Source organism: Neisseria chenwenguii, assembly GCF_002216145.1.
Classification (GTDB): Bacteria; Pseudomonadota; Gammaproteobacteria; order Burkholderiales; family Neisseriaceae; genus Neisseria; species Neisseria chenwenguii.
On sequence record NZ_CP022278.1, the window covers coordinates 787,941 to 807,898 of the forward strand.

Consider the following 19,958-nt stretch of genomic DNA (forward strand, 5'->3'; position numbering starts at 1 on the left):
GGGCAAGCGGTGGGTTGACACCCTCCCTACGCGGCCGTCTGAAAAAGACAGATGGGCGTAATCCGCACGGTACGGTTTGCGCGGGTTTGTACGGTTATGCCGCTTTTGGGCGGCTAACCGTACCTACGGTCTGCCGGTTCAAATATTTCAGACGGCCTATTCCGTCACCACGCCTGCCGCATCATTGCTGACGCGCGTGCCTGCTTCGCCTTTGACGATTTTCTCGATGTCGCCCAAGGCGCCGATGACGGCGGTTTTGCCGGTGGCGCGGGCGAAATTGACGGCGGCCTGCACTTTCGGCCCCATCGAGCCGCCGGCGAACGGCAGTTTTTCGATGGCGTCGGGGTGGGCGGCGCGGACGGCGCGCTGTTCGGGTTTGCCCCAATCGAGGTAGACGGCATCGACGTCGGTGGCGATGACGAGCAGGTCGGCTTCGACCGACGAGGCCAAAAGCGCGGTGGCGAGGTCTTTGTCGATGACGGCTTCGGCGCCGCAGAGGCGGCCGTCTTCGTCGTAATAGGTCGGAATGCCGCCGCCGCCCGCGCAGATTAAGACGTAGTTGTGTTCGATCAGGGTTTTGAGCGGTTTGAGGCCGAAGATGCGTGTGGGCAGCGGGCTGGGCACGACGCGGCGGAATTTGTCGCCGTCGGGCGCCATCGTCCAGCCTTTTTCGGCGGCCACGGCCTCGGCTTCGGCTTTGCTGTACACGGGGCCGACGGGTTTGCTCGGTTTTTGGAACGCGGGGTCTTTGGGATCGACTTCGGTTTGGGTAAGCACGGTGGTCAGGGAATAGTCTTTGGGGATGCAGTTGGCCATTTCCTGCTGGATCATGTAGCCGATCATGCCGACGGATTCGGCGCCGAGTACGTCGAGCGGATACATGGGAACGTCTTTGTAGGCGTTGCTCTGCAAGGCCATCAGGCCGACTTGGGGGCCGTTGCCGTGGGTGATGACAAGCTGGTTGCCGCTGTGGATTTTGGCGATTTGTTCGCAGGCGGCGCGCACGTTGCTGCGCTGGTTGGCGGAGGTGAGCGGCTCGCCGCGTTTGAGAAGGGCGTTGCCGCCCAGTGCGATGACGATTCTCATGGCAGGTCTCCTTTCGGGTGGTGTTTTGTTCAGACGGCCTTTGGTTTTTTTCAGCTGTAGGGTGGGTGTCAACCCACCGTTCAATTTCAAGGTCAAAATCCAAACGCCTGAGTTTTCAAACGGTTTTTTCTTGCCTTTCGGGCAAGCGGTGGGTTGACGCCCACCCTACGGCAGGTTTTCAAATTTTCAGACGGCCTCAAACGGCCTAATGCCGTCTGAAACTTCAACTGCTTACGGATTTTTCAGCCATCTTGCCGGACAGCCTTTCGCTTCGCCGATGATGCCGTCTGAAAGGCTGTACACTTCCTGTCCGCGCAGGAAGGTATGGGTGATGCGGCAGCCGATTTCCATGCCTTCGTAGGCACTGAATTTGTTTTTGTAAAACAGTTTGTCGGCGGTCAGCGTGTAGTTTTGGTTGGGGTCGAGGATGACGATGTCGCCGTCTTTGCCGACGGCCAAGGCGCCTTTGTCGATCAGACCGAAGCGGCTTGCAGGGCCGGTGGCGAGCGCGTTCATCAGGGTAACAGGACTGATGTTGCGCTGTTTGACGGCGGCATCAAACATGGCGTCGACGCTGTTTTGGCAGCCGCTGATGCCGCCCCATGCGTTGAAGGCATTCGGGTCGGATTTCAAATCGGGCGTGCAGGGCGAATGGTCGGAAGCGAGGACGGTGATGACGCCTTCTTCCAGCAGCCGCCACATTTCGCGCTGGTGGGCGCGGTCGCGGATGGGCGGCGAACATTTGGCTTTATTGCCGATGGTGTCGAGGTCTTCGGTGGCCAAAAGGAAGTAGTGCGGGCAACTCTCGAAGCTGGCGTCCACGCCACGCGCCTGCGCCTCCAAAACTGCTTCAATAGCTTCGGGGCAGCTGCAATGGGCGATGTGGACGCGGCAGCCGGTTTGTTCGGCGATATAGAGGACGCGGCGCACGGCTTCGACTTCAGTAAAAATCGGGCGGCTGGCAACATAATCCGATACGCGGTTTTTGCCCTCGGCTTTGGCTTTGCGGCCGAGCTCGTCGGTAATCGTGGCGTTTTCGCAATGGATAACAAGCAGATCACCGGTTTTCGCCAATGTCTGCATACCGACGTAGAGTTCGTAGTCGGTGACGTTTTTGAAGTCGCCGGGTTTGCCCGAGCCGCAGGTGGCGACGAAACATTTGAACGCGCCGCAGCCGGCGGCGGACAATTCTTCGAGTTTGTCGAGATTATGCGGAACGAGGCCGCCGAAAAAGGCGTAATCGACGTGGTTTTGGCCGGCGGCGGCTTGGCGTTTGATTTCCAGCGTTTCGACGTCGATGGTGGCGGGTATGGTGTTCAGCGGCATTTCGACGTAGGAAGTCGTGCCGCCCGCCGCCATCGCTTGTGTGCCGGTGAAGTAGCCTTCCCATTCGGTGCGTCCGGGTTCGGAAATGTGCATATGGACATCGACCATGCCGGGCAGAACGTAACTGCCGCCTGCGTCAACGGTTTTCGCGGCCCGGGCTTCGATCTGCGGGGCGATGGCGGCGATTTTTCCGTCTTTGACGGCGATGTCGCCGTGGAGCATTTGATCGGGTAAGACCAAAAGGCCGTTTTGAATCAGTAAATCGTACATTTTGTCCTCCTTTTTCAGATGGCCTGTTCTGCCGGCCTGCTGTTCGGTTTGATTGGGTTTGATGTGTTTGGGTTTGGATTGCGAAGTGGGTTTGAAGGCTGTCGGGCGTTTGAAAGGCCGTCTGAACACTGCGTTTCAGCCGCAGCCGCTCCGACTTGGGTTCAGACGGCCTTTTGCCCGTTTTTGTTCCTACAAACCAATCCCCATAGACTGCATCAGATACAGCGCCACACTTGAGAGAATGCCCAAAATCAGCATCAGCGGAGTGTAGAAGCGCAGCCATTTGCCGAATTCCACTTTCGCAATCACGAGCGTGGCGACGAAGAAGCCGGAAGTCGGGAAGAAAATATCGGTCAGCTGTCCGCCCCAGGCGTTGGCCGAAACCACGGCTTGTTGGGAAATGTCCAGCAGGCTGGCGAGCGGGGAAATAATCGGCATGGTCAATACCGTCAGTGCGGTCGCGCCCGGAATCAGGAAGTTAAACACCGATTGTTCCCAGAAAATCGCAATCGCAGTCAGCTCGGGCGGCACGGTGCGCATCATGCTTTCCAGCCAATACACCAGCGTATCGGTAATCACGCCCTTATCCATCACCACCGCAATCGCGGAAGCCACACCGCAGAGCAGCGCCGCCACCATCATGTCGCGCATACCCGCGTTCACGTCGTCGCAAATTTGCTGCGCCGATTTGCCCGCCACCGCCGCTGCGGTAATGCCGATGAAGAGGAACAGGCCGCCGATGGCTTCAAAACCGAGGTTTTTCATCAAAATCAGCGCAATGGCAATCGGAAACAGCACCATGCAGGTAATACCCGCCATTTTCTGGCGCGATGTGAACACCATTTCGCCTTTTTCCGCCTCTTCCTGCGCCAGCGCCGCGCGCACCTCTTTATCGGTATCCAGCGTCAGGCTGGTTTCGGGGTGGTGTTTCACACGGATGGCGTAGCGCATCACATAAGCGATGGTAATCAACACAACCGCCGCCAAAATCACCGCGCGGAACGCCGAACCGGAAAATATCGGCAGCTGCGCAATCTGCTGACCCATACCGACCGAACCCGGAATCGTCAGGCCGAAGGTAAAGCCCATACACGGCCCCAAGAGCGACACCGCCGTCGCCGTCATGCCGTCGTAACCCAAGCGGTAAAACAGCGGCAGCAACACGGGCAGATAAGCCAGCGACAGCTCGGGCACGCCGATAAACGCCGCCAGACCGGAGAAGATGGCAATCAGAATCGGGATGATCATGATGTCTTTACCGCCGACCGCCGAGCTCAATTTCTGCACGCCCATATCAATCAGACCCGCGCGTTTGATCAGGCCCATACAGCCGCCGACCATAAAGGTCAGAAACACGATGCCCGCCGCCCGTTTCAAGCCGTCGGGAATCGCCGTGACCAAATCCATAAAGCCCACGGGCGTCTGCTCGATTTGATGGTAAGTACCCGCCACCACCAGCGTCTGCGTACCGTGCACGGTTTCCACCGTCTGCCGCTCGTATTCGCCCGCCGGCACGATATACGTCAGCGCCGCGACGACCAGGATAAACACCGCCAAAACGATATAAATATCGGGCATCTTGAACGATTTCTTCGGATTTTGCGTACTCATGACAAAACTCCTGAAATTTTTATTGATAGGGAAAATGGGGGAAGCCGTGGGGTTGGGTCAGATTTTTCAGACGGCCAAACCTTCCACCCCCACCCTAACCCTCCCCCGTGAGAGGGAGAAGACGCGTTGCAGAGGATTTAAGCGTTTCAGACGGCCTCAAACGGGGTTTGGATGCCGTCTGAAAAATCAGTCGCAAAGTGGGTGTAAACCCACCGTTTGACCGCAGGTCAAAATCCAAACGCCTGAAATTGCATCAACGGTTTTCCTGCCTTTCAGGCAGGCGGTGGGTTCACACCCACCCTACGGCAGGTTTTTACAAACTTTCAGACGGCCAAACCTTCCACCCCCACCCTAGCCTTCCCCCGCGAGCGGGAGAGGGGGCGCGTTTGCGAAGATTCAAACTTTTCAGATGGCCTCAAACGCCCCAATGCCGTCTGAAAACCTCAGTTCACCCCCACAATCGCGCTTAACAGCGCCATGCGCACGGCAACCGAGAAACCGATGGCTCGGAAGTAGAGCTGGTGTTCGGTATTGTCGATACCGTAGTCGAACTCGCCTTCGTTGCGCGGCAGAGAGTGGTGGACGCCCACCGTTTTGCCGTTTTTCTCTTTAATGCGTTTGAGCATGTCGAGCGAAATGTAGTAGTTGGCCATTTTTTTCATGAAGTCTTCGCGCGCGGGGTCGTCTTTTTTTACCGAGCTGCCCGGCAGGTAGATCAGATCGACGTTGTTTTCGGCGTAGAGCTCTTCGTTCTGTTTTTCGGTCAGGTCGAAGTGTTCCTCGAAATGCGCGCCCATCGCTTTGAGTTTTTCGCGCACCACTTCGGGCGTACGCAGTTCGCTGGTGCCGGTGTAGATGATTTTCGCGCCCATCGAGGCGAGTGCCAGCGCAAACGACTGGCCGGAACGCGCGCGGGAAAGGTCGGGGGTGGCGATGGCGACGGTGGCGTTTTGCAGATCGCCGAACGCGCGCCAGCAGGTGTAGCAGTCGAGCAGACCCTGGGTCGGGTGGGTAACGTGGCCGTAACCGCCTGAAATCACGGGCGATGCGTAGCCTTTGAGTTCGTCAATCGCGCCTAACGCTTCTTTGTCGTCGGGGTGGCGCATGACGATAACGTCGGCGTATTCCGAAGTCACGCGCAAGGTGTCATAGAGGCTTTCGTTTTTCGCCACGGCGGCGTTGTGCTGCGGGTCGGATTCGGTAATCACTTGGCCGCCCAAGCGCAGCATGGCGTTTTCGTGGCTGCAACGGGTGCGGGTGGAAGGTTGGAAAAACAGAGTGTATAAAACTTTGCCCTGCAACAGGTTCAGCCCCGTGCGCAAAAACGGTTCCATCATTTTGGCGGCCTCAAACAGCGCCAACAGCTCCTCGCGCTTGTGGTCGTCCAAAAAAGTCAGGTTGCGCCCGCGCAGATTGGTTGCGGCCAATGCTTCGCGGATGTCGAGGGTTTTGAAATTTTTGTCCAAAGCCATGATGGTTCTCCTTTCGGGTTTGCTGGTGCGGCGGTCTGAAAGGGTTTCAGACGGCCTTTTGAAACTTTTTCGGGTGGGCGTGCGGCGGATTTTCAGACGGCCTTTCTGCCTTTCGGGCGGGTGGCGGGTTTACACCCACCCTACGGCAGGCCGAAATTCCGCTCATGCGCCCCCTCGCGGGAGAGGGTTGGGAGAGGGCCGGTCGGACTTCGGAAACGCCGCGAGCGGCCTTACCCCTCAAACCTCCACATCCCTGTGGCAGTCTTTCGAATAAATATAGGTAAACTGTTCGCGCCCCACGCCGTAGGCGGTTTGCTTGCAATACGGGCCGAACCAGATAAAGTCTTCTTTTTTAATCAGATACCAATCCTCATCCAAGAGGTAGCAGCCCTGACCCTCATATACATATGCACCGTGTTCCTGAACGTGCGTTTCCACGATGTTGTGGCTGGCGCCCGGGTCGAAGCTCAAAATGTGCATATTCATGTCGAAATTCTGCTCGACGGGCAGCAGGTCTTTGATGTGCACATTCGCCATACCGTCGTAGTCCGTCCATTCCATATCGTTGGCATTACCGAATACGGCATACGGCATCAGGCCGCTCGGATGTTCGATATAGCGTTGTTTGTAAAGCAGAATCCGTCCTTCTTTTCCGTTGGCGGTTTCAAACGAAATCCCCACGCCCGGCGGCGCATAGGCATAACCGCCCTGTTTGATGACACGGCTCTCGCCGCCGACGCTGACTTTCAGTTCCGCCTCGCCGTCGAGCAGGTAGATAAACGACTCTTCGTGCGGCTTCGCGCCGTAAGGCATCGTCGTTTTCGCCTTTTCGCCCAGCGTGCCGATGAGCTGAACGAAGCTCGCGCCCATTTTCGGCGTGGCCAAAATCGTCATCAGGCAGTCTTCGATGCCCGGAATCACGTTGATCACGCGGCCTTCGGGGGTAATAAACGCATAATTTCCGTGTTTGACGACGGAACGGTTTCTCAAAATATCCTGTGGATAACCCGGCATTTTCGTTCTCCTTTTCTGAACACGACCGTAAAATTCTGTCGCAGCCAATATAGCCCCAACCGCCCCCGCCGCCTTTCGCCCGCCGTGCCACTCGGTTGTCTTTGTGCGACAAAGCGTCAAAATGCAGAAAGGCCGTCTGAAAATTTCAGACGGCCTTTGGTTAAAATTTAAACCGAGCGCTTAAAACATACCGCGCCCGCTCGCGCTCTTGGCGGGTACGGGCTGGATCACATCCCAATGCTCGACGATTTTGCCCTCTTTATCCAAGCGGAAAATATCGACCACGGCCTCGCCTTTGTCTTTTCCGTTCAGACGGCTGTGGACGTGTAAAAACACCAAATCGCCCTCCGCCGCCACGCGCTTGATTTCGGCGCGGGTGGTGGGATTGGCTTTGACAAACGGCTCAAATGCCTTCACAAACGCTTCGCCGCCGTCGGCCACGTCGGGATTGTGTTGCAGATATTCTTTGCCGACGTATTTTTCCGTCGCCTCGCGCACTTTGTGTTGGTTGAACGCCATGTCGTAAAACGCCAAAACATTGGCTTTGTTGCGCTCGGCGGTATTCTGCGCGGGTTTACCCGACACGGCGGAACAGGCGGCGAGGCCGAAAGAGGCGGCCAATACGGCGGCAGTGAAGACTTTTTTCATGTTTCTGTTTTCCTTGATATTCAAAAGATTATGCAAACAACGCTTGGCGGTCGGCAAGATGCCGTTCGGTTTCGCCCGATACGGCGTAACACCAGCCGAATAAGTAAGTGATTTCCTGCATGATGTGTTTCCTATTGATGGATGCTGAAGGCCGTCTGAAACGGTTAATCTTTCAACCGACGTGATTCCCGCGCAGGCGGGAATCCACGGTTAAAAACAGACAATATTTTGTTTAACACAGTTTCAGAAAGCCAAACGTGGATTCCCGCCTGCGCGGGAATCACGTCCGTGAAAATTCCGGTGCTGAGCGTAGTGGTTCGACTACGCTCAGCAACCACCGAAGTGCTTGTGCTGAGCGCCGAAGCATTCAGACGGCCTTTTTGATTTTTGCAACGGTCTCAACCTTACACTTCCGCAACGGTAAAACGTTCAAACAAATGCGCTTTTTGTTCTACGTCATCGGCAATCGCGCAGGCCAGGTCGGCGGCGGAAATGTCTGCGGGCGCGCCCCCGACATTCAGCAAAACATCGTCTTTGCCCAAGCGGTATTTTCCGCTGCGCTCGAAGCGCACGGGATTTACGGCGAACATCGCGGCGGGCGAAACAAACGCCCAGTTTACATCGCGGCGCGCGCGCAGGTCGTTCAATAGATTGCGGGCGGCGTTGGCGGCGGGATAAACCTCGGCGGGGAAATCGGGGGTATCGACCAGTTGCAGGCCGGGCGCGACGTTCAGGCTGCCCGCGCCGCCGACGACCAGCAGATAAGGCACTTCGGCCGCTTTCGCCGCTTCGTTGATTGCCGCCGCGCCTTTGGCGAAATCCGCCGCCAGATTCGGGTTTTCCCAACCCGCGTTAAACGCGCTGACCACGGCGTCGAAACCTTTCAACGCCTCGGCAAAATCCGCCGCATTCACATCCGCTTTCACGGCTTTGACGTTGCCGGCTTGGAACACTTTATCGACATTGCGGGCAAACGCGGTCACTTCATGCCCGCGCGAAGCCAGCTCTTGAACGGTTGCGTTGCCGACCAAACCGGTTGCGCCGATGACTGCGATTTTCATGATAAATCCTTTCTTGTATATTTCGATTGATTAGACGAACGCATTGTAAGGCCGTCTGAAACGCTTGATAAGCGGGATTTTGCTGTCGGGATTATTAAGCTTAACTGTATAATCGGGGTTAGATACGGTTTTCAGACGGCCTTCAGCATTTCTTCCGCCGTAGGGTGGGTGTAAACCCACCATTCGACCGCAGTTCAAAATCAAAACGTCTGAAATGCTTCAAGCGTTTTCCTGCCTTTCAGGCAGGCAGTGGGTTCACACCTACCCTACGGTTTAGGCCGTCTGAAAAATCCGGCTCCCCGCCCGCCGCCGTTAAAAACCAAGCAAACAAAATGCAAGAAATCAAACCCCTCCTCGTCTTTGCCGCCGTTTTGGAACACGGCAGCATGAATGCCGCCGCGGCCGCGCTCGGCATGACCCCCTCTGCCGTCAGCCAGCACATCAGCCGCCTCGAAACCCTGCACGGTATCAAGCTCCTCAACCGCAGCACGCGCAGCCTGGTACCGACCGACGCCGGCCGCGCGCTCGGCGGATACTGCCGCCGTTTGCAGGACACGCTTTCCGACACCCGCCGCACCATCGGCCGTCTGAAAACCGAGCCCTCGGGCGAACTCCACATCGCGCTTACCTCAGGCATCATCGACGCGCCCGCTTTTCAGACGGCCTTGCGGCGGCTGCAAAACGAGTTCCCGAAAATCCGCCCTGTGTTCCGCTTCAGCGACACCCTCGACGACTTGCAGCACACCCCCACCGATCTCGCCATACGCGGCGGCGGCCACGCGCTCGACGACCCGAATCTGGTCGCCCGCCACCTCGCTACTTGGCCGTACCACATCTGCGCCGCACCGTCCTACCTCGACACCCTCCCGCCGATTACCCGCCCCGAACAGCTCCACGCCTGCCGCTGGCTGCACTTTTTACCCGTGCGTACCACGCTCCACCGCGGCGGCGAAAGCTGTTTCATCGACATCGCAGACAGCATGTTCTGCAACCAACTCTCCGCCGTGCGCAGCCTGACCGTCGAAGGCTTCGGCCTCTCGCTGCAGGTCGGCGGAGAAATCGGCAGGCATTTGTCTGAAGGCCGTCTGAAAACCGTCCTGCCCGACTGGACGTTGCCGCCCGTCAACCTCTATCTGGTCACGCCCTACCGCATCCAGTCGGCGAAAACCGAAGCGGCGGTCAGAATCTTTCAGGAAAGTTTCGCAAAGGCAGCGGAATGAGCGCGCAAAACACCACGGAAAAAAACGCGGAAAACTGGTGCGTTTACCTCATCCTCTGCGCAAACGGCGCGCTCTACTGCGGCATCAGCAACCGACCCGCCGAACGCTTCGCCGCCCACGCCGCAGGCAAAGGTGCGAAATACACCCGTCTCAACAAACCGCTCGCCATGCGGATTGCCGTGCACGGCCTGAACAAAAGCGCGGCCTTGAAACGGGAAATCGAAGTGAAAAAAATGAGCGCGGAAAACAAACGGGCGCTGTGGACAACGCTGGCGGATTTTGCGGCAGAGGCCGTCTGAAAACCCGCATTCCCGCCCCCGCCCGTTTGTTATAAAATCCCCGCATCGTTCACACAGGAAACCCGCTTTATGAATGCCACACACAACGTTGACGACAAAGAAATCGCCAAATTCAGCCAAATCGCCGACAAATGGTGGGACAAAAACGGCGAGTTCAAACCCCTGCACGACATCAACCCGCTGCGCCTCGGCTACATCGACCGCTTGGGCAGACTCGCGGGCAAGCAGGTGCTCGACGTCGGCTGCGGCGGCGGCATTTTGAGCGAAAGCATGGCCAAACGCGGCGCGGCGCACGTTACCGGCATCGACATGGCGGAAAAATCGCTGCAAACCGCCCAAGCCCACGCCGCGCGGCAGGGCGTTTCCAACGCCGCCTACCGCTGTATCCGCGTCGAAGACTTGGCCGAAGAAATGCCGCACAGCTTTGACATCGTAACCTGCATGGAAATGATGGAACACGTTCCTAACCCCTCCGCCATCGTCAAAGCCTGCGCCAAGCTGGTCAAACCCGAGGGCATGGTGTTTTTCTCCACCATCAACCGCAACCCGAAATCCTATCTCCACCTGATTGTCGGCGCGGAATACGTTTTGAATTTCGTCCCCAAAGGCACGCACGACTGGCAGAAATTCATCACCCCCGCCGAGCTGGCGCGGATGTGCCGCCAAGCGGGGCTGGACATGGTGGACGGCAAGGGCGTGAAATACAATCTGCTCACCAAGCAGTATCATGTCAGCGACAATACCGATGTGAACTATATGATCGCCTGCCGCCCGGCTTGATGTTTGGGCAAACCAAAGGCCGTCTGAAAAGTTGGAATGCTTTTCAGACGGCCTTTGGTTTTTTAGAAAGGTCGTAGGTACGGTTAGCCGCCCGAAAGCGGCGTAATCGTACAACCCTGCGCAAACCGTACCGTGCAAATTACCCCCGCCTGTCTTTTTTCAAACGGCATCGGCAGACTTTTCCCGTAGTGAGGCGTACGGTTACGCCGCTTTCGGGCGGCTAACCGTACCTACCGCCCGTATTCCGCCCACAGCCCTTCCTGCAATCCCTGCGGGGTTTCGTTTTCAGACGGCCTGATGCGGGTGTAGCTGCCGTCGGGCTGCATCAGCCAGGCTTTGGTATTGTCGGCGAGCGCCATCTGCAAGCCTTCGCGGATAACGCGGGCTTTGAGGGCGGGGGTTTCGACGGGGGTGGCGACTTCAATGCGGCGGAAGAAGTTGCGCCCCATCCAGTCGGCGCTGGCGATGTAGGTGTTTTCTTCGCCGCCGTTGTAGAAATAATAGACGCGCGAGTGTTCGAGCTGGCGGCCGATAATAGAAACGACGCGGATATTTTCCGAGAGGCCTTTTACGCCCGGGCGCAGGGTGCACATGCCGCGTACGATAAGGTTGATTTTGACGCCTGCGGCTGCGGCTTCGTAAAGGGCGTCGATGGCGGTCGGCTCGATCAGCGAATTCATCTTGGCGGTGATTTTCGCGGGGCGGCCGGCTTTGGCGTGCTCGGTTTCGCGGCGGATACTGTCGATGACCATTTTGTGCAGGGTAAACGGGCTTTGGTAGAGTTTGTTCAGACGGCCCGGTTTGCCTAAACCTGTGATTTCCATGAATAAAGTGTTGACGTCGGCGGTAATTTGTTCGTCGGCGGTAATCAGGCCGAAGTCGGTGTAGATTTTGGATGTGCCTTGATGGTAGTTGCCGGTGCCGAGGTGGGCGTAGCGTTTCAGACGGCCTTGTTCGCGGCGGATGACGAGCGCCATTTTGGCATGGACTTTGTAGCCGAATACGCCGTACACGACGTGTGCGCCGGCGTTTTCGAGCTGTTGCGCCCAATTGACGTTGGTGGCTTCGTCGAAACGCGCCATCAGTTCGACGACGACGGTTACCTGTTTGCCCGCGAGCGCGGCTTTCATCAGCGCGCGCACGAGTTCGGATTTGCTGCCGGTGCGGTAGATGGTCATTTTGACCGCCAAAACGTCGGGATCGGCGGCGGCTTCCTGAATCATCTGAACGACGGGTTCGAACGATTGGTAAGGGTGGTGCAGCAAAATGGTTTCCTGTGCGGCGAGGTCGAAAACCGAACCGTTTTTTTGCAGCTTTTTCAGACGGCCTGCCTGCATTTGCGGGAATTTCAAATCAGCGCGGTCAACCAAATCGGGCACGGCGTTGAGGCGCACGAGATTGACGGGGCCTTTGACCTGATACAGCTCGGCGGCGGCAAGCTGGAACTGTTCCAATAAAAAATCATGGATATAGGCGGGGCAGGTGTCGGCGACTTCGAGGCGCACGCCGTCGCCGTATTCGCGGTCGTGCAATTCGTTCTGCACCGCCATGCGCAGGTTTTGCAGGTCGTCTTCGTCCACCGTCAGATCGCTGTCGCGCGTGAGGCGGAATTGGTAACAGCCTTTGACCTTCATGCCCAAAAACAGTTTCTGCACATGGGCGTGCAGAATCGACGATAAAAACACGAAGCCATGCCCGCCGTCACAGATTTCAGACGGCATCGGCACGACGCGCGGCAAAATGCGCGGCGCCTGCACAATCGCCATTTTCGACGGGCGGCCGAACGCGTCCGTGCCTTCCAATTCCACCGCGAAATTCAGCGATTTGTTGAGCGGGCGCGGAAACGGGTGCGAGGGATCGAGGCCGATGGGGGTCAACACGGGCAGAAGCTCGTTGTCGAAATAGGCTTCGATCCAGGCTTTCTGCGCCGCCGTCCAGTTGCGGCGGCGGTAGAAATGGATGTTTTCTTTCGCCAGCTCGGGCTGCAAAACGTCGTTGAACAACGCATATTGCTCGGCAATCAGCGCGTGCACTTCGGCGGTTACGGCGGCGATGGTTTCAGACGGTGTTTTGCCGTTGTCCAACACCGTATTCGGATGCAGCTTCTGCTCGCGCTTGAGCCACGCCATGCGTACTTCGAAAAATTCGTCGAGATTCGAGGAAACGATGCACAAAAATCGCAGCCGCTCTAAAAGCGGCACGCTTTCATCCTGCGCCTGCGCCAACACGCGGCGGTTGAACGCCAAGAGGCTCAATTCGCGGCAGAGGATACGGTTTTGATCGGACATGGCGGGCTTTCTGTTGCTGTTTTTATAACGGCACAAGGCCGTCTGAATGATGTTTGAAGTATAGCGCGTTTCGGCGGCAAAGCATCAGCTTGGGCGGGGATTTTTCAGACGGCCTGTGGCGTCGCGGCAAACGGAAAACGGCGTAAAGGCCGTCTGAAATACATGCCGAACTACATCAGCCTACACAAAATCCCGTCAAAATATACAAATAACTATTTTAAAATCAAATTATTATGAAAATTTCTTAATGTAAAAACCAATCTCGTTCTTTGACAAACCTTAACCGTTCGCCTAATATCAGTCGGGTTTCATCTTTTCCAAGAAAAATATTTTAGGAGAGCCCGAATTATGGAATGGGAATTCAACAGCTACTACACCTTAATCGCTGCTACTGCCGTTTTACTTTCAGGGAAATGGCTGGTCGGAAAAATCCGTTTTCTGCGTGATTTCAACATCCCCGAGCCGGTTGCCGGCGGTCTGATTGCCGCCATGATTCTGTTTGCGCTGCACCAGTTTTACGGCGTCAGCTTCAAATTCGAAAAACCGCTGCAAGACGCATTCATGCTGATTTTCTTTACCTCCATCGGCCTGAGTGCGGACTTTTCCCGCCTGAAGGCAGGCGGTTTGCCGCTGGTTGTGTTTACCGTAGTCGTCGGTATCTTTATCGCCGTTCAAAACCTTGTCGGCGTCGGTCTGGCTTCGGCTTTCGGACTGGAGCCGATGATCGGGTTGCTGACAGGCTCGATCGCGCTGACCGGCGGACACGGAACGGCAGGCGCATGGGGGGCAACCATGGAAAAACTCGGCATCGTCGGCGCAACCGGGCTGGGCATCGCCTCCGCCACTTTCGGCCTGGTATTCGGCGGCATCATCGGCGGCCCCGTCGCCCGCCGCCTCATCAACAAACAGGGACGCAAACCTACCAACGCCGAAACCCTGTCGGCAGGCACAAACGACGACAATACCGACGACGTGTTTGAAAAAGCCGTACGACCGCGCCTGATTACCGCCGATTCCGCCATCGAAACGCTGGCGATGTTTGCCGCCAGTATCGCGTTCGGTCAGATTATGGATACCATCGACAGCACTTATTTCCCCGGCTGGATGAACCTGCCGAAATTCGTTTGGTGTCTGTTTGGCGGCGTGGTTTTGCGCAATATCCTGACTTCCGCGTTTAAAATGAATATGTTCGACCGCGCGATTGACGTATTCGGCAACGCCTCGCTGTCGCTCTTTTTGGCGATGGCGCTGTTGAACCTGAAACTGTGGGAACTTACCGACCTGGCCGGTCCCGTAACCGTTATTCTGCTGGTTCAAACCGTTGTGATGATGGTTTACGCCACGTTTGTAACCTACGTTTTCATGGGTCGCGACTACGACTCCGCCGTACTCGCCGCCGGCCACTGCGGCTTCGGTTTGGGTGCGACGCCGACCGCCGTTGCCAATATGCAGTCCATCACCAACACTTTCGGCCCTTCGCACAAAGCGTTTTTGATTGTACCCATGGTCGGCGCGTTTTTCGTGGACATCATCAACGCCGTGATTTTGTCGGGTTTCTTAAACTTCCTCAAATAATCGGTTAACAAAACGAAAAAGCCCCCGCAGCAGCTTACCTGACGCGGGGGCTTTTGCTATTATGCCGTCTGAAAAACTTTTAAAAACATCATTGTGGTGTTCTGCCGCAATCCGATTTATCGGAAAACCTTTTTCAGACGGCCTTAACATTCCGTCTGAAAAAACCATCTTCAGGAGTAAACCATGTATAAAAAACTGCTGGCCGTTTCCCTTGCCGCCGTGCTCTTGAGCGCGTGCAGCGGCGACAAAGCCGAACAGAAACCGACGCTGTCGTGCAACGACCCCGCCGTCTTACAAAGCGTGAAAACCAACATCCAAGACATCGTCAAACAAGACGCCCGCTCTTACGCGCGCAGCGACGCCCTCCAGTTTGTCGATGCCGACAAAATCATCGCCGCCGCCACCCAGCTCGAAATCTCGCTGGAAAACCCCGCCGAAATCCAAGAAGGCGGCAAAACCCTGTGCAGCGCCGGTTTGAAAATCCAAATCCCTACCGACATCATGAAAACCGCCGAAACCAACAGCCCGCTGGTCTATAACGAAGTCGGCCTGATCCAATGGATTACCCGGAAAATCAACGGCAGCGGCCTGAGCTTCGATCAAGGCGCGTTCCAAACCGAACTGCGCTACACCCCGAGCCAGACCGACGGTGCAAATTTTGAAGACAACACACTGACCGCCACCGCCCAAACCCTCTCTGCCGCCCTGATGCCCTACGGTATCAAAAGCATCGTCATGATCGACGGCGAACCCGTTTCCCGCGAGCAGGCACTCAAGCTCTCTTCCGAGAAATTCGCCGAACCTTCCGACGACAGTTCGCCCGATCCGCAGGACATTCTCGACAACAACGCCGCCAGCGGCACATCCGGCCTGCCCGACGACACAGCAGCCTCATCAGCCGAAGTCTTGAACCCCGTCGAAACCCTGTCTGACCACACCGCCCAAGCCGACCTCGATGCCGCCCGCGACCAAAACCGCCGCGCCGACGAAGAGGTCAACCGCGTATGGCGCAGCATGGACGGCAGCATCCGCAAGACCCTGCAATCCGAGCAGCGCAGTTGGATTCAGAACAAACAGCAAAACTGCCAGCGTGCCGCCGCCCAAGCCGATGATCCTGCGCAGGCCGAATACCGCCGCCTCCAATGCGAAACCCGCATGAGCCGCGAGCGCGTGCAATATTTGAAAGGTTATACGATCAACTAGGCGGAAGCCTGAACATAAGGCCGTCTGAAAACCGACGCAGCGTTTTCAGACGGCCTGTTTTATTGTGCCAAACCCAAAGGCCGTCTGAAAAAACAAAACGGATATTTTTCAGCAACTTCAGTTATCTTTTCAACAGTTTCGGTTATAATCGCTGCTTTTCCCCGCTGCGCGCGCAGCCCGTTTTTTAGGATACGCCATGGCCTTTGCCTCTCTTTTTACCCTGCTTGACGACATTACTTCCGTGTTGGACGACGTTGCCCTGATGACCAAAATGGCGGCGAAGAAAACCGCCGGCGTGGTCGGCGACGATTTGGCGCTCAACGCCAATCAGGTAACGGGCGTTTCGGCCGACCGCGAGCTGCCGATTATTTGGGCGGTGGCCAAAGGCTCTTTTATCAATAAACTGATTTTGGTGCCCGCAGCGCTGCTGCTTTCGATTTTCATGCCGGTTCTGATTACGCCGCTGCTGATGACCGGCGGCGCGTATCTGTGCTTCGAGGGCGTGGAAAAGCTGTTACACAAACTTTTACACAAAGACGACGAAGCAAAAGAATCGGCGCATACCACCGATGAAATCGTGGATGAAAAAGACAAAATCCGCGGCGCGGTGCGCACCGACTTCATTCTTTCGGCGGAAATCATCATCATCGCGCTGGGCGTGGTCGGCGATTACAGCATTCTGACCAAATCGCTGGTAATGGCGGCCATCGGCATCGGCATGACGGTGTTGGTGTACGGTTTGGTGGCGGTGATTGTGAAACTCGACGATTTCGGCCTGCATCTGATGTCGAAAAACAGCTCGGGCGCGCAGGCGTTCGGGCGCGGGCTGATTGCGTTTATGCCGTGGTTTATGCGGATTTTGAGCGTGGTCGGCACGGTGGCGATGTTCCTCGTCGGCGGCGGCCTGATTGCCCACAACTTCGGCCTGCTGCACGATTTTCTGCACGCGCACCATTGGGACGCCGGTCTGGCGGGCAACATCGCCAATCTGGTCGTCGGCGTGATTGCCGGCGCGATTGTCTGCGCGGTGGTATTGCCGTTGATGAAAGCGCTGGGTAAGGGACATTGAGGCCGTCTGAAAAAATATAACGTGAATGTAGTTACAAAAACCGTAGGCTGGGCTTCAGCCCGGCAGACCTGATGAACTATTTCGGAAAATTTGCCGGGCTGAAGCCCAGCCTACGGCTTACCCAACGAGCCTTACCTACGCCCGAAATGCCAACCTACCGCCCATACCCCGATTACCCCCAAAAACCTTCAGGCCGTCTGAAAATCCGCTCCCCTAAACTTTCCAGACGGCCTCACCGTGATTAAAGATTAAGCAACCAAATCCGCATGAACATTACCCGCACTCTCGAGCATTACTGGCGCAAGCCGCTGTTTTACTGGCTGCTGGCCGTCATCATCGCGCTGGCAACGCCGCTGACGTTTGCGCCGTATTACCATTTCTGGCTGATGCCGCTGTTGTTCGGCGCACTGATCCGCCTGACCGAAATCCGCCCCGAGCGCACGGTTTCGACCGCTTATCTGTTCGGCTTTACCGCTTACAGTGCGCAGTTTTACTGGATTCACACCGCGCTGCACGACGTCTCCGGCCTGCCCGATCTGTTTGCCGTACCGCTGACCGTTTTGCTGCCTGCGTTTCTCGCGCTCTATCCCGCGCTGTGTTTCAAACTTTGGCAAAAATTCGATTATCCGCGCTGGATTAAAGTCGGCATCGTTTTACCGGTTTTGTGGACGCTGGCGGAATTTGCCCGCGAACGCCTGCTCACCGGCTTCGGCTGGGGCGCACTCGGCTACTCGCAAATCACCAAAGACAGCCCGCTCGCCGGTTTCGCCCCCGTCGGCGGCATCCATCTGGTCACGCTCGCCACCGCCTTTATCGGCTCATGGCTGGTGTTGCTGGTCGATAACTCAGGCCGTCTGAAAAGCCGCCTGATGCCGCTGTGTTTCTGCGTCGCGCTCTGCACCGTCGGTCTGATTGCGCAAAACACCGACTTTACCCGCCCCGACGGCAGTTCCGCCACCGTCGCGCTGCTTCAGGGCAATATCCCGCAAATGCTCAAATGGAACGAAGACCAAGTCGTTCCCACCATTCAAAAATACTACAACCAACTGAGCAAAACCCGCGCCGACATCATCATCACGCCCGAAACCGCCATCCCCGTGATGCGCCAAAACCTGCCCGAAGACATCCTCACCCAGTTTGCCGAACAGGCGCAAAGCAACGGCAGCGCGCTGGCGTTGGGCATCAGCCAGTACACCGCCGACGGCAACGGTTACGAAAATGCCGTCGTCAACTTGAGCAACTACCGCAGCCCGTCCGACGCCGTCCCCTATTACGCCAAAAACCACCTCGTCCCCTTCGGCGAATACAAACCCCTGCCGTTGATTACCAACTTCCTTTACAGACTGATGAATATGCCCTTGGCCGACTTCCGCCGGGGCGGCGAAGGCCAGGCGCCGCTGGTGCTGAAAAACCAGCGCGTCGCCTTCAACATCTGCTACGAAGACGGCTTCGGCGACGAACTCATCGCCACCGCCCGCCAGTCCACCCTGCTCGCCAACGTCAGCAACATGGCCTGGTACGGCGACTCCAACGCCATGTACCAACAGCTCCAGCAGTCGCAAGCCCGCGCAATGGAACTCGGCCGCTACATGGTGCGCGCCACCAACACCGGCGCCACCGCCATCGTCTCCCCCAAAGGCAGCATCGTCGCCGCAGCCGAACCCAACACCGACGCCGTGCTTGAAAGCCACATTAAAGGCTACACCGGCGAAACCCCCTACATGCGCATGGGCGGCTCCTACTGGCTCATCGGACTGCTCGCCGCCGTCGCCCTCGTGTTGTTTGCCTTACGGCGCAAACCCGAATAACGGCCGCTTTGCCAAAAATCAGGCCGTCTGAAAGTTTGATTTTCAGACGGCCTGACGATATTTAACGAATGACGTAGTACGTCACGCCGTTTGGAAACGGCGGCTGATGCCGTCTGAAAAAGCGGGGCGGTAGGGTTGTAATTTGTGCGGTGAGGTTTGTGCGGCAGGTACGGTTACGCCGCTTTAGGCGGCTAACCGTACAACTACCGCAGCTATTAATATTCCACTATCCGCAGGCTGGGCTCCAGCCCGGCAATGCCGTCTGAAAAACATCTGAAATCCTGCCGGGCTGACGGTTCGGCAAACCCGCCAACCGAGTCCGGCCTACGGAAACCCCGTCCAAAAAATCTTTACACATCCCCAAGGCCGTCTGAAAACCCGCTCCGTTATAATCCCCAAAACCGCCCTCCCCTTTTCAGACGGCCTCCCCCAGAGGAATCCCCATGCCCACAGCCCTCATCTCCATCGACTACACCCGCGACTTCGTTGCCGACGACGGCAAACTCACCGCCGGCGTGCCCGCGCAGGCCGTTTCAGACAGCATCGCCCGTGTGACCCAAGCCGCGTTTGATGCCGGACACTACATCTTTTTCGCCATCGACGCCCATCAGGAAAACGACCCCTTCCATCCCGAAAGCCGCCTGTTCCCGCCGCACAACCTCAACGGCACCGCCGGCCGCGGCCTCTACGGCAAACTCGCTGCGTTCTACGCCGCCCACCAAGCCGACAGCCGCGTGTTCTGGCGCGACAAAACCCGCTACTCCGCCTTCGCCGGCACCGACCTCGACCTGCGCCTGCGCGAGCGCAAAGTCGATACCGTAATCCTCACCGGCGTCTTAACCGACATCTGCGTCCTCCATACCGCCGTCGATGCCTATAACCTAGGCTACAGCATCGAAGTCGAAACCACCGCCGTCGCCGCCCTCAGCGAAGAAAACCACCGATTCGCCCTCAACCACATGCAAAACGTCTTAGGCGCCACCCTGCTCTCAGGCTTAGAAAAAATCTGATGCAGACGCACAAAACTTTTCAGACGGCCTTGCATCCAAACAGGCCGTCTGAAATTCTTTACAACTATACATACACCCATGTTTGTACTATACTAAGCCTATATCCCGAGCAAACCACTCAAATTTTAAAAAGCTATCAACTTTCAAAAAACAACACAAATTTACCTATCAATAGTGTAATATCAGCAAACCGAACGCGTCTGATAGAAGTATCGGAA

The 19,958-nt window shown here is 56.8% G+C and carries 16 protein-coding genes; 8 read left to right on the plus strand and 8 right to left on the minus strand.

All coding sequences use genetic code 11. The features are described from left to right. Positions 1 to 156 precede the first annotated feature (156 nt). The 7 genes from arcC to BG910_RS03880 form a co-directional block, all read right to left on the minus strand. The gene (arcC, locus tag BG910_RS03850) at positions 157 to 1,086 is read right to left on the minus strand and encodes a carbamate kinase (RefSeq protein ID WP_089035703.1); all 930 of its coding nucleotides are present in this window, start codon (positions 1,084 to 1,086) and stop codon (positions 157 to 159) included. A gap of 231 nt (positions 1,087 to 1,317) precedes the next feature. Further along, a complete protein-coding gene (gene allB / locus BG910_RS03855) occupies positions 1,318 to 2,682 on the minus strand; it encodes an allantoinase AllB (protein WP_089037129.1) in 1,365 nt (454 codons plus the stop codon). Between the two features lie 189 nt (positions 2,683 to 2,871). Beyond that, positions 2,872 to 4,293: a YfcC family protein gene (locus BG910_RS03860; RefSeq protein WP_089035704.1), complete on the minus strand. Its 1,422-nt coding sequence runs from the start codon at positions 4,291 to 4,293 to the stop codon at positions 2,872 to 2,874. Between the two features lie 443 nt (positions 4,294 to 4,736). Then, on the minus strand, positions 4,737 to 5,765 hold the full coding sequence (locus tag BG910_RS03865; RefSeq protein ID WP_089035705.1) for an aspartate/ornithine carbamoyltransferase family protein: 1,029 nt from the start codon (positions 5,763 to 5,765) through the stop codon (positions 4,737 to 4,739). A 237-nt stretch (positions 5,766 to 6,002) separates the two neighbouring features. Further along, on the minus strand, positions 6,003 to 6,779 hold the full coding sequence (gene allE, locus BG910_RS03870) for a (S)-ureidoglycine aminohydrolase (RefSeq protein ID WP_089035706.1): 777 nt from the start codon (positions 6,777 to 6,779) through the stop codon (positions 6,003 to 6,005). A 180-nt stretch (positions 6,780 to 6,959) separates the two neighbouring features. After that, positions 6,960 to 7,427, minus strand: a complete 468-nt coding sequence (locus BG910_RS03875; protein WP_089035707.1) for a nuclear transport factor 2 family protein — start codon at positions 7,425 to 7,427, stop codon at positions 6,960 to 6,962. Positions 7,428 to 7,831: 404 nt separating this feature from the next. After that, a complete protein-coding gene (locus BG910_RS03880) occupies positions 7,832 to 8,488 on the minus strand; it encodes an NAD(P)-dependent oxidoreductase (RefSeq protein ID WP_089035708.1) in 657 nt (218 codons plus the stop codon). A gap of 332 nt (positions 8,489 to 8,820) precedes the next feature. Between BG910_RS03880 and BG910_RS03885 the strand changes: the two genes are divergently transcribed. The 3 genes from BG910_RS03885 to ubiG all read left to right on the plus strand — a co-directional run bounded on the left by BG910_RS03885 (position 8,821) and on the right by ubiG (position 10,787). Continuing rightward, complete coding sequence (locus tag BG910_RS03885; RefSeq protein WP_089035709.1) at positions 8,821 to 9,708, plus strand: LysR family transcriptional regulator; 888 nt, start codon at positions 8,821 to 8,823, stop codon at positions 9,706 to 9,708. After that, a complete protein-coding gene (locus tag BG910_RS03890) occupies positions 9,705 to 10,007 on the plus strand; it encodes a GIY-YIG nuclease family protein (RefSeq protein ID WP_089035710.1) in 303 nt (100 codons plus the stop codon). The genes BG910_RS03885 and BG910_RS03890 overlap by 4 nt, the downstream gene beginning before the upstream one ends. Positions 10,008 to 10,076: 69 nt before the next feature. After that, on the plus strand, positions 10,077 to 10,787 hold the full coding sequence (gene ubiG, locus BG910_RS03895) for a bifunctional 2-polyprenyl-6-hydroxyphenol methylase/3-demethylubiquinol 3-O-methyltransferase UbiG (RefSeq protein ID WP_089035711.1): 711 nt from the start codon (positions 10,077 to 10,079) through the stop codon (positions 10,785 to 10,787). 230 nt (positions 10,788 to 11,017) lie between these two features. On the opposite strand, the gene ppk1 is transcribed toward ubiG, so the two are convergent. Then, positions 11,018 to 13,075, minus strand: coding sequence for a polyphosphate kinase 1 (gene ppk1 / locus BG910_RS03900; protein ID WP_089035712.1), 2,058 nt, complete (start codon positions 13,073 to 13,075; stop codon positions 11,018 to 11,020). A gap of 348 nt (positions 13,076 to 13,423) precedes the next feature. On the opposite strand from ppk1, the gene gltS reads away from it, so the two are divergent. From gltS to BG910_RS03925, 5 genes are all read left to right on the plus strand, one after another. Continuing rightward, complete coding sequence (gene gltS, locus BG910_RS03905) at positions 13,424 to 14,650, plus strand: sodium/glutamate symporter (RefSeq protein WP_089035713.1); 1,227 nt, start codon at positions 13,424 to 13,426, stop codon at positions 14,648 to 14,650. Between the two features lie 183 nt (positions 14,651 to 14,833). Further along, positions 14,834 to 15,853, plus strand: coding sequence for a lysozyme inhibitor LprI family protein (locus tag BG910_RS03910; protein WP_089035714.1), 1,020 nt, complete (start codon positions 14,834 to 14,836; stop codon positions 15,851 to 15,853). Between the two features lie 196 nt (positions 15,854 to 16,049). Continuing rightward, positions 16,050 to 16,922 carry a DUF808 domain-containing protein gene (locus BG910_RS03915; protein ID WP_089035715.1) on the plus strand — a complete coding sequence of 291 codons (873 nt, stop codon included), beginning with the start codon at positions 16,050 to 16,052 and terminating at the stop codon, positions 16,920 to 16,922. Positions 16,923 to 17,188: 266 nt separating this feature from the next. Next, entirely contained in the window at positions 17,189 to 18,730 is a 1,542-nt protein-coding gene (gene lnt / locus BG910_RS03920; RefSeq protein ID WP_089035716.1) for an apolipoprotein N-acyltransferase, read from the plus strand. A gap of 443 nt (positions 18,731 to 19,173) precedes the next feature. Next, positions 19,174 to 19,740 (plus strand): cysteine hydrolase family protein, encoded by a 567-nt coding sequence (locus tag BG910_RS03925; RefSeq protein ID WP_089035717.1) that lies wholly within the window; start codon positions 19,174 to 19,176, stop codon positions 19,738 to 19,740. The last annotated feature ends 218 nt before the right edge of the window (positions 19,741 to 19,958 follow it).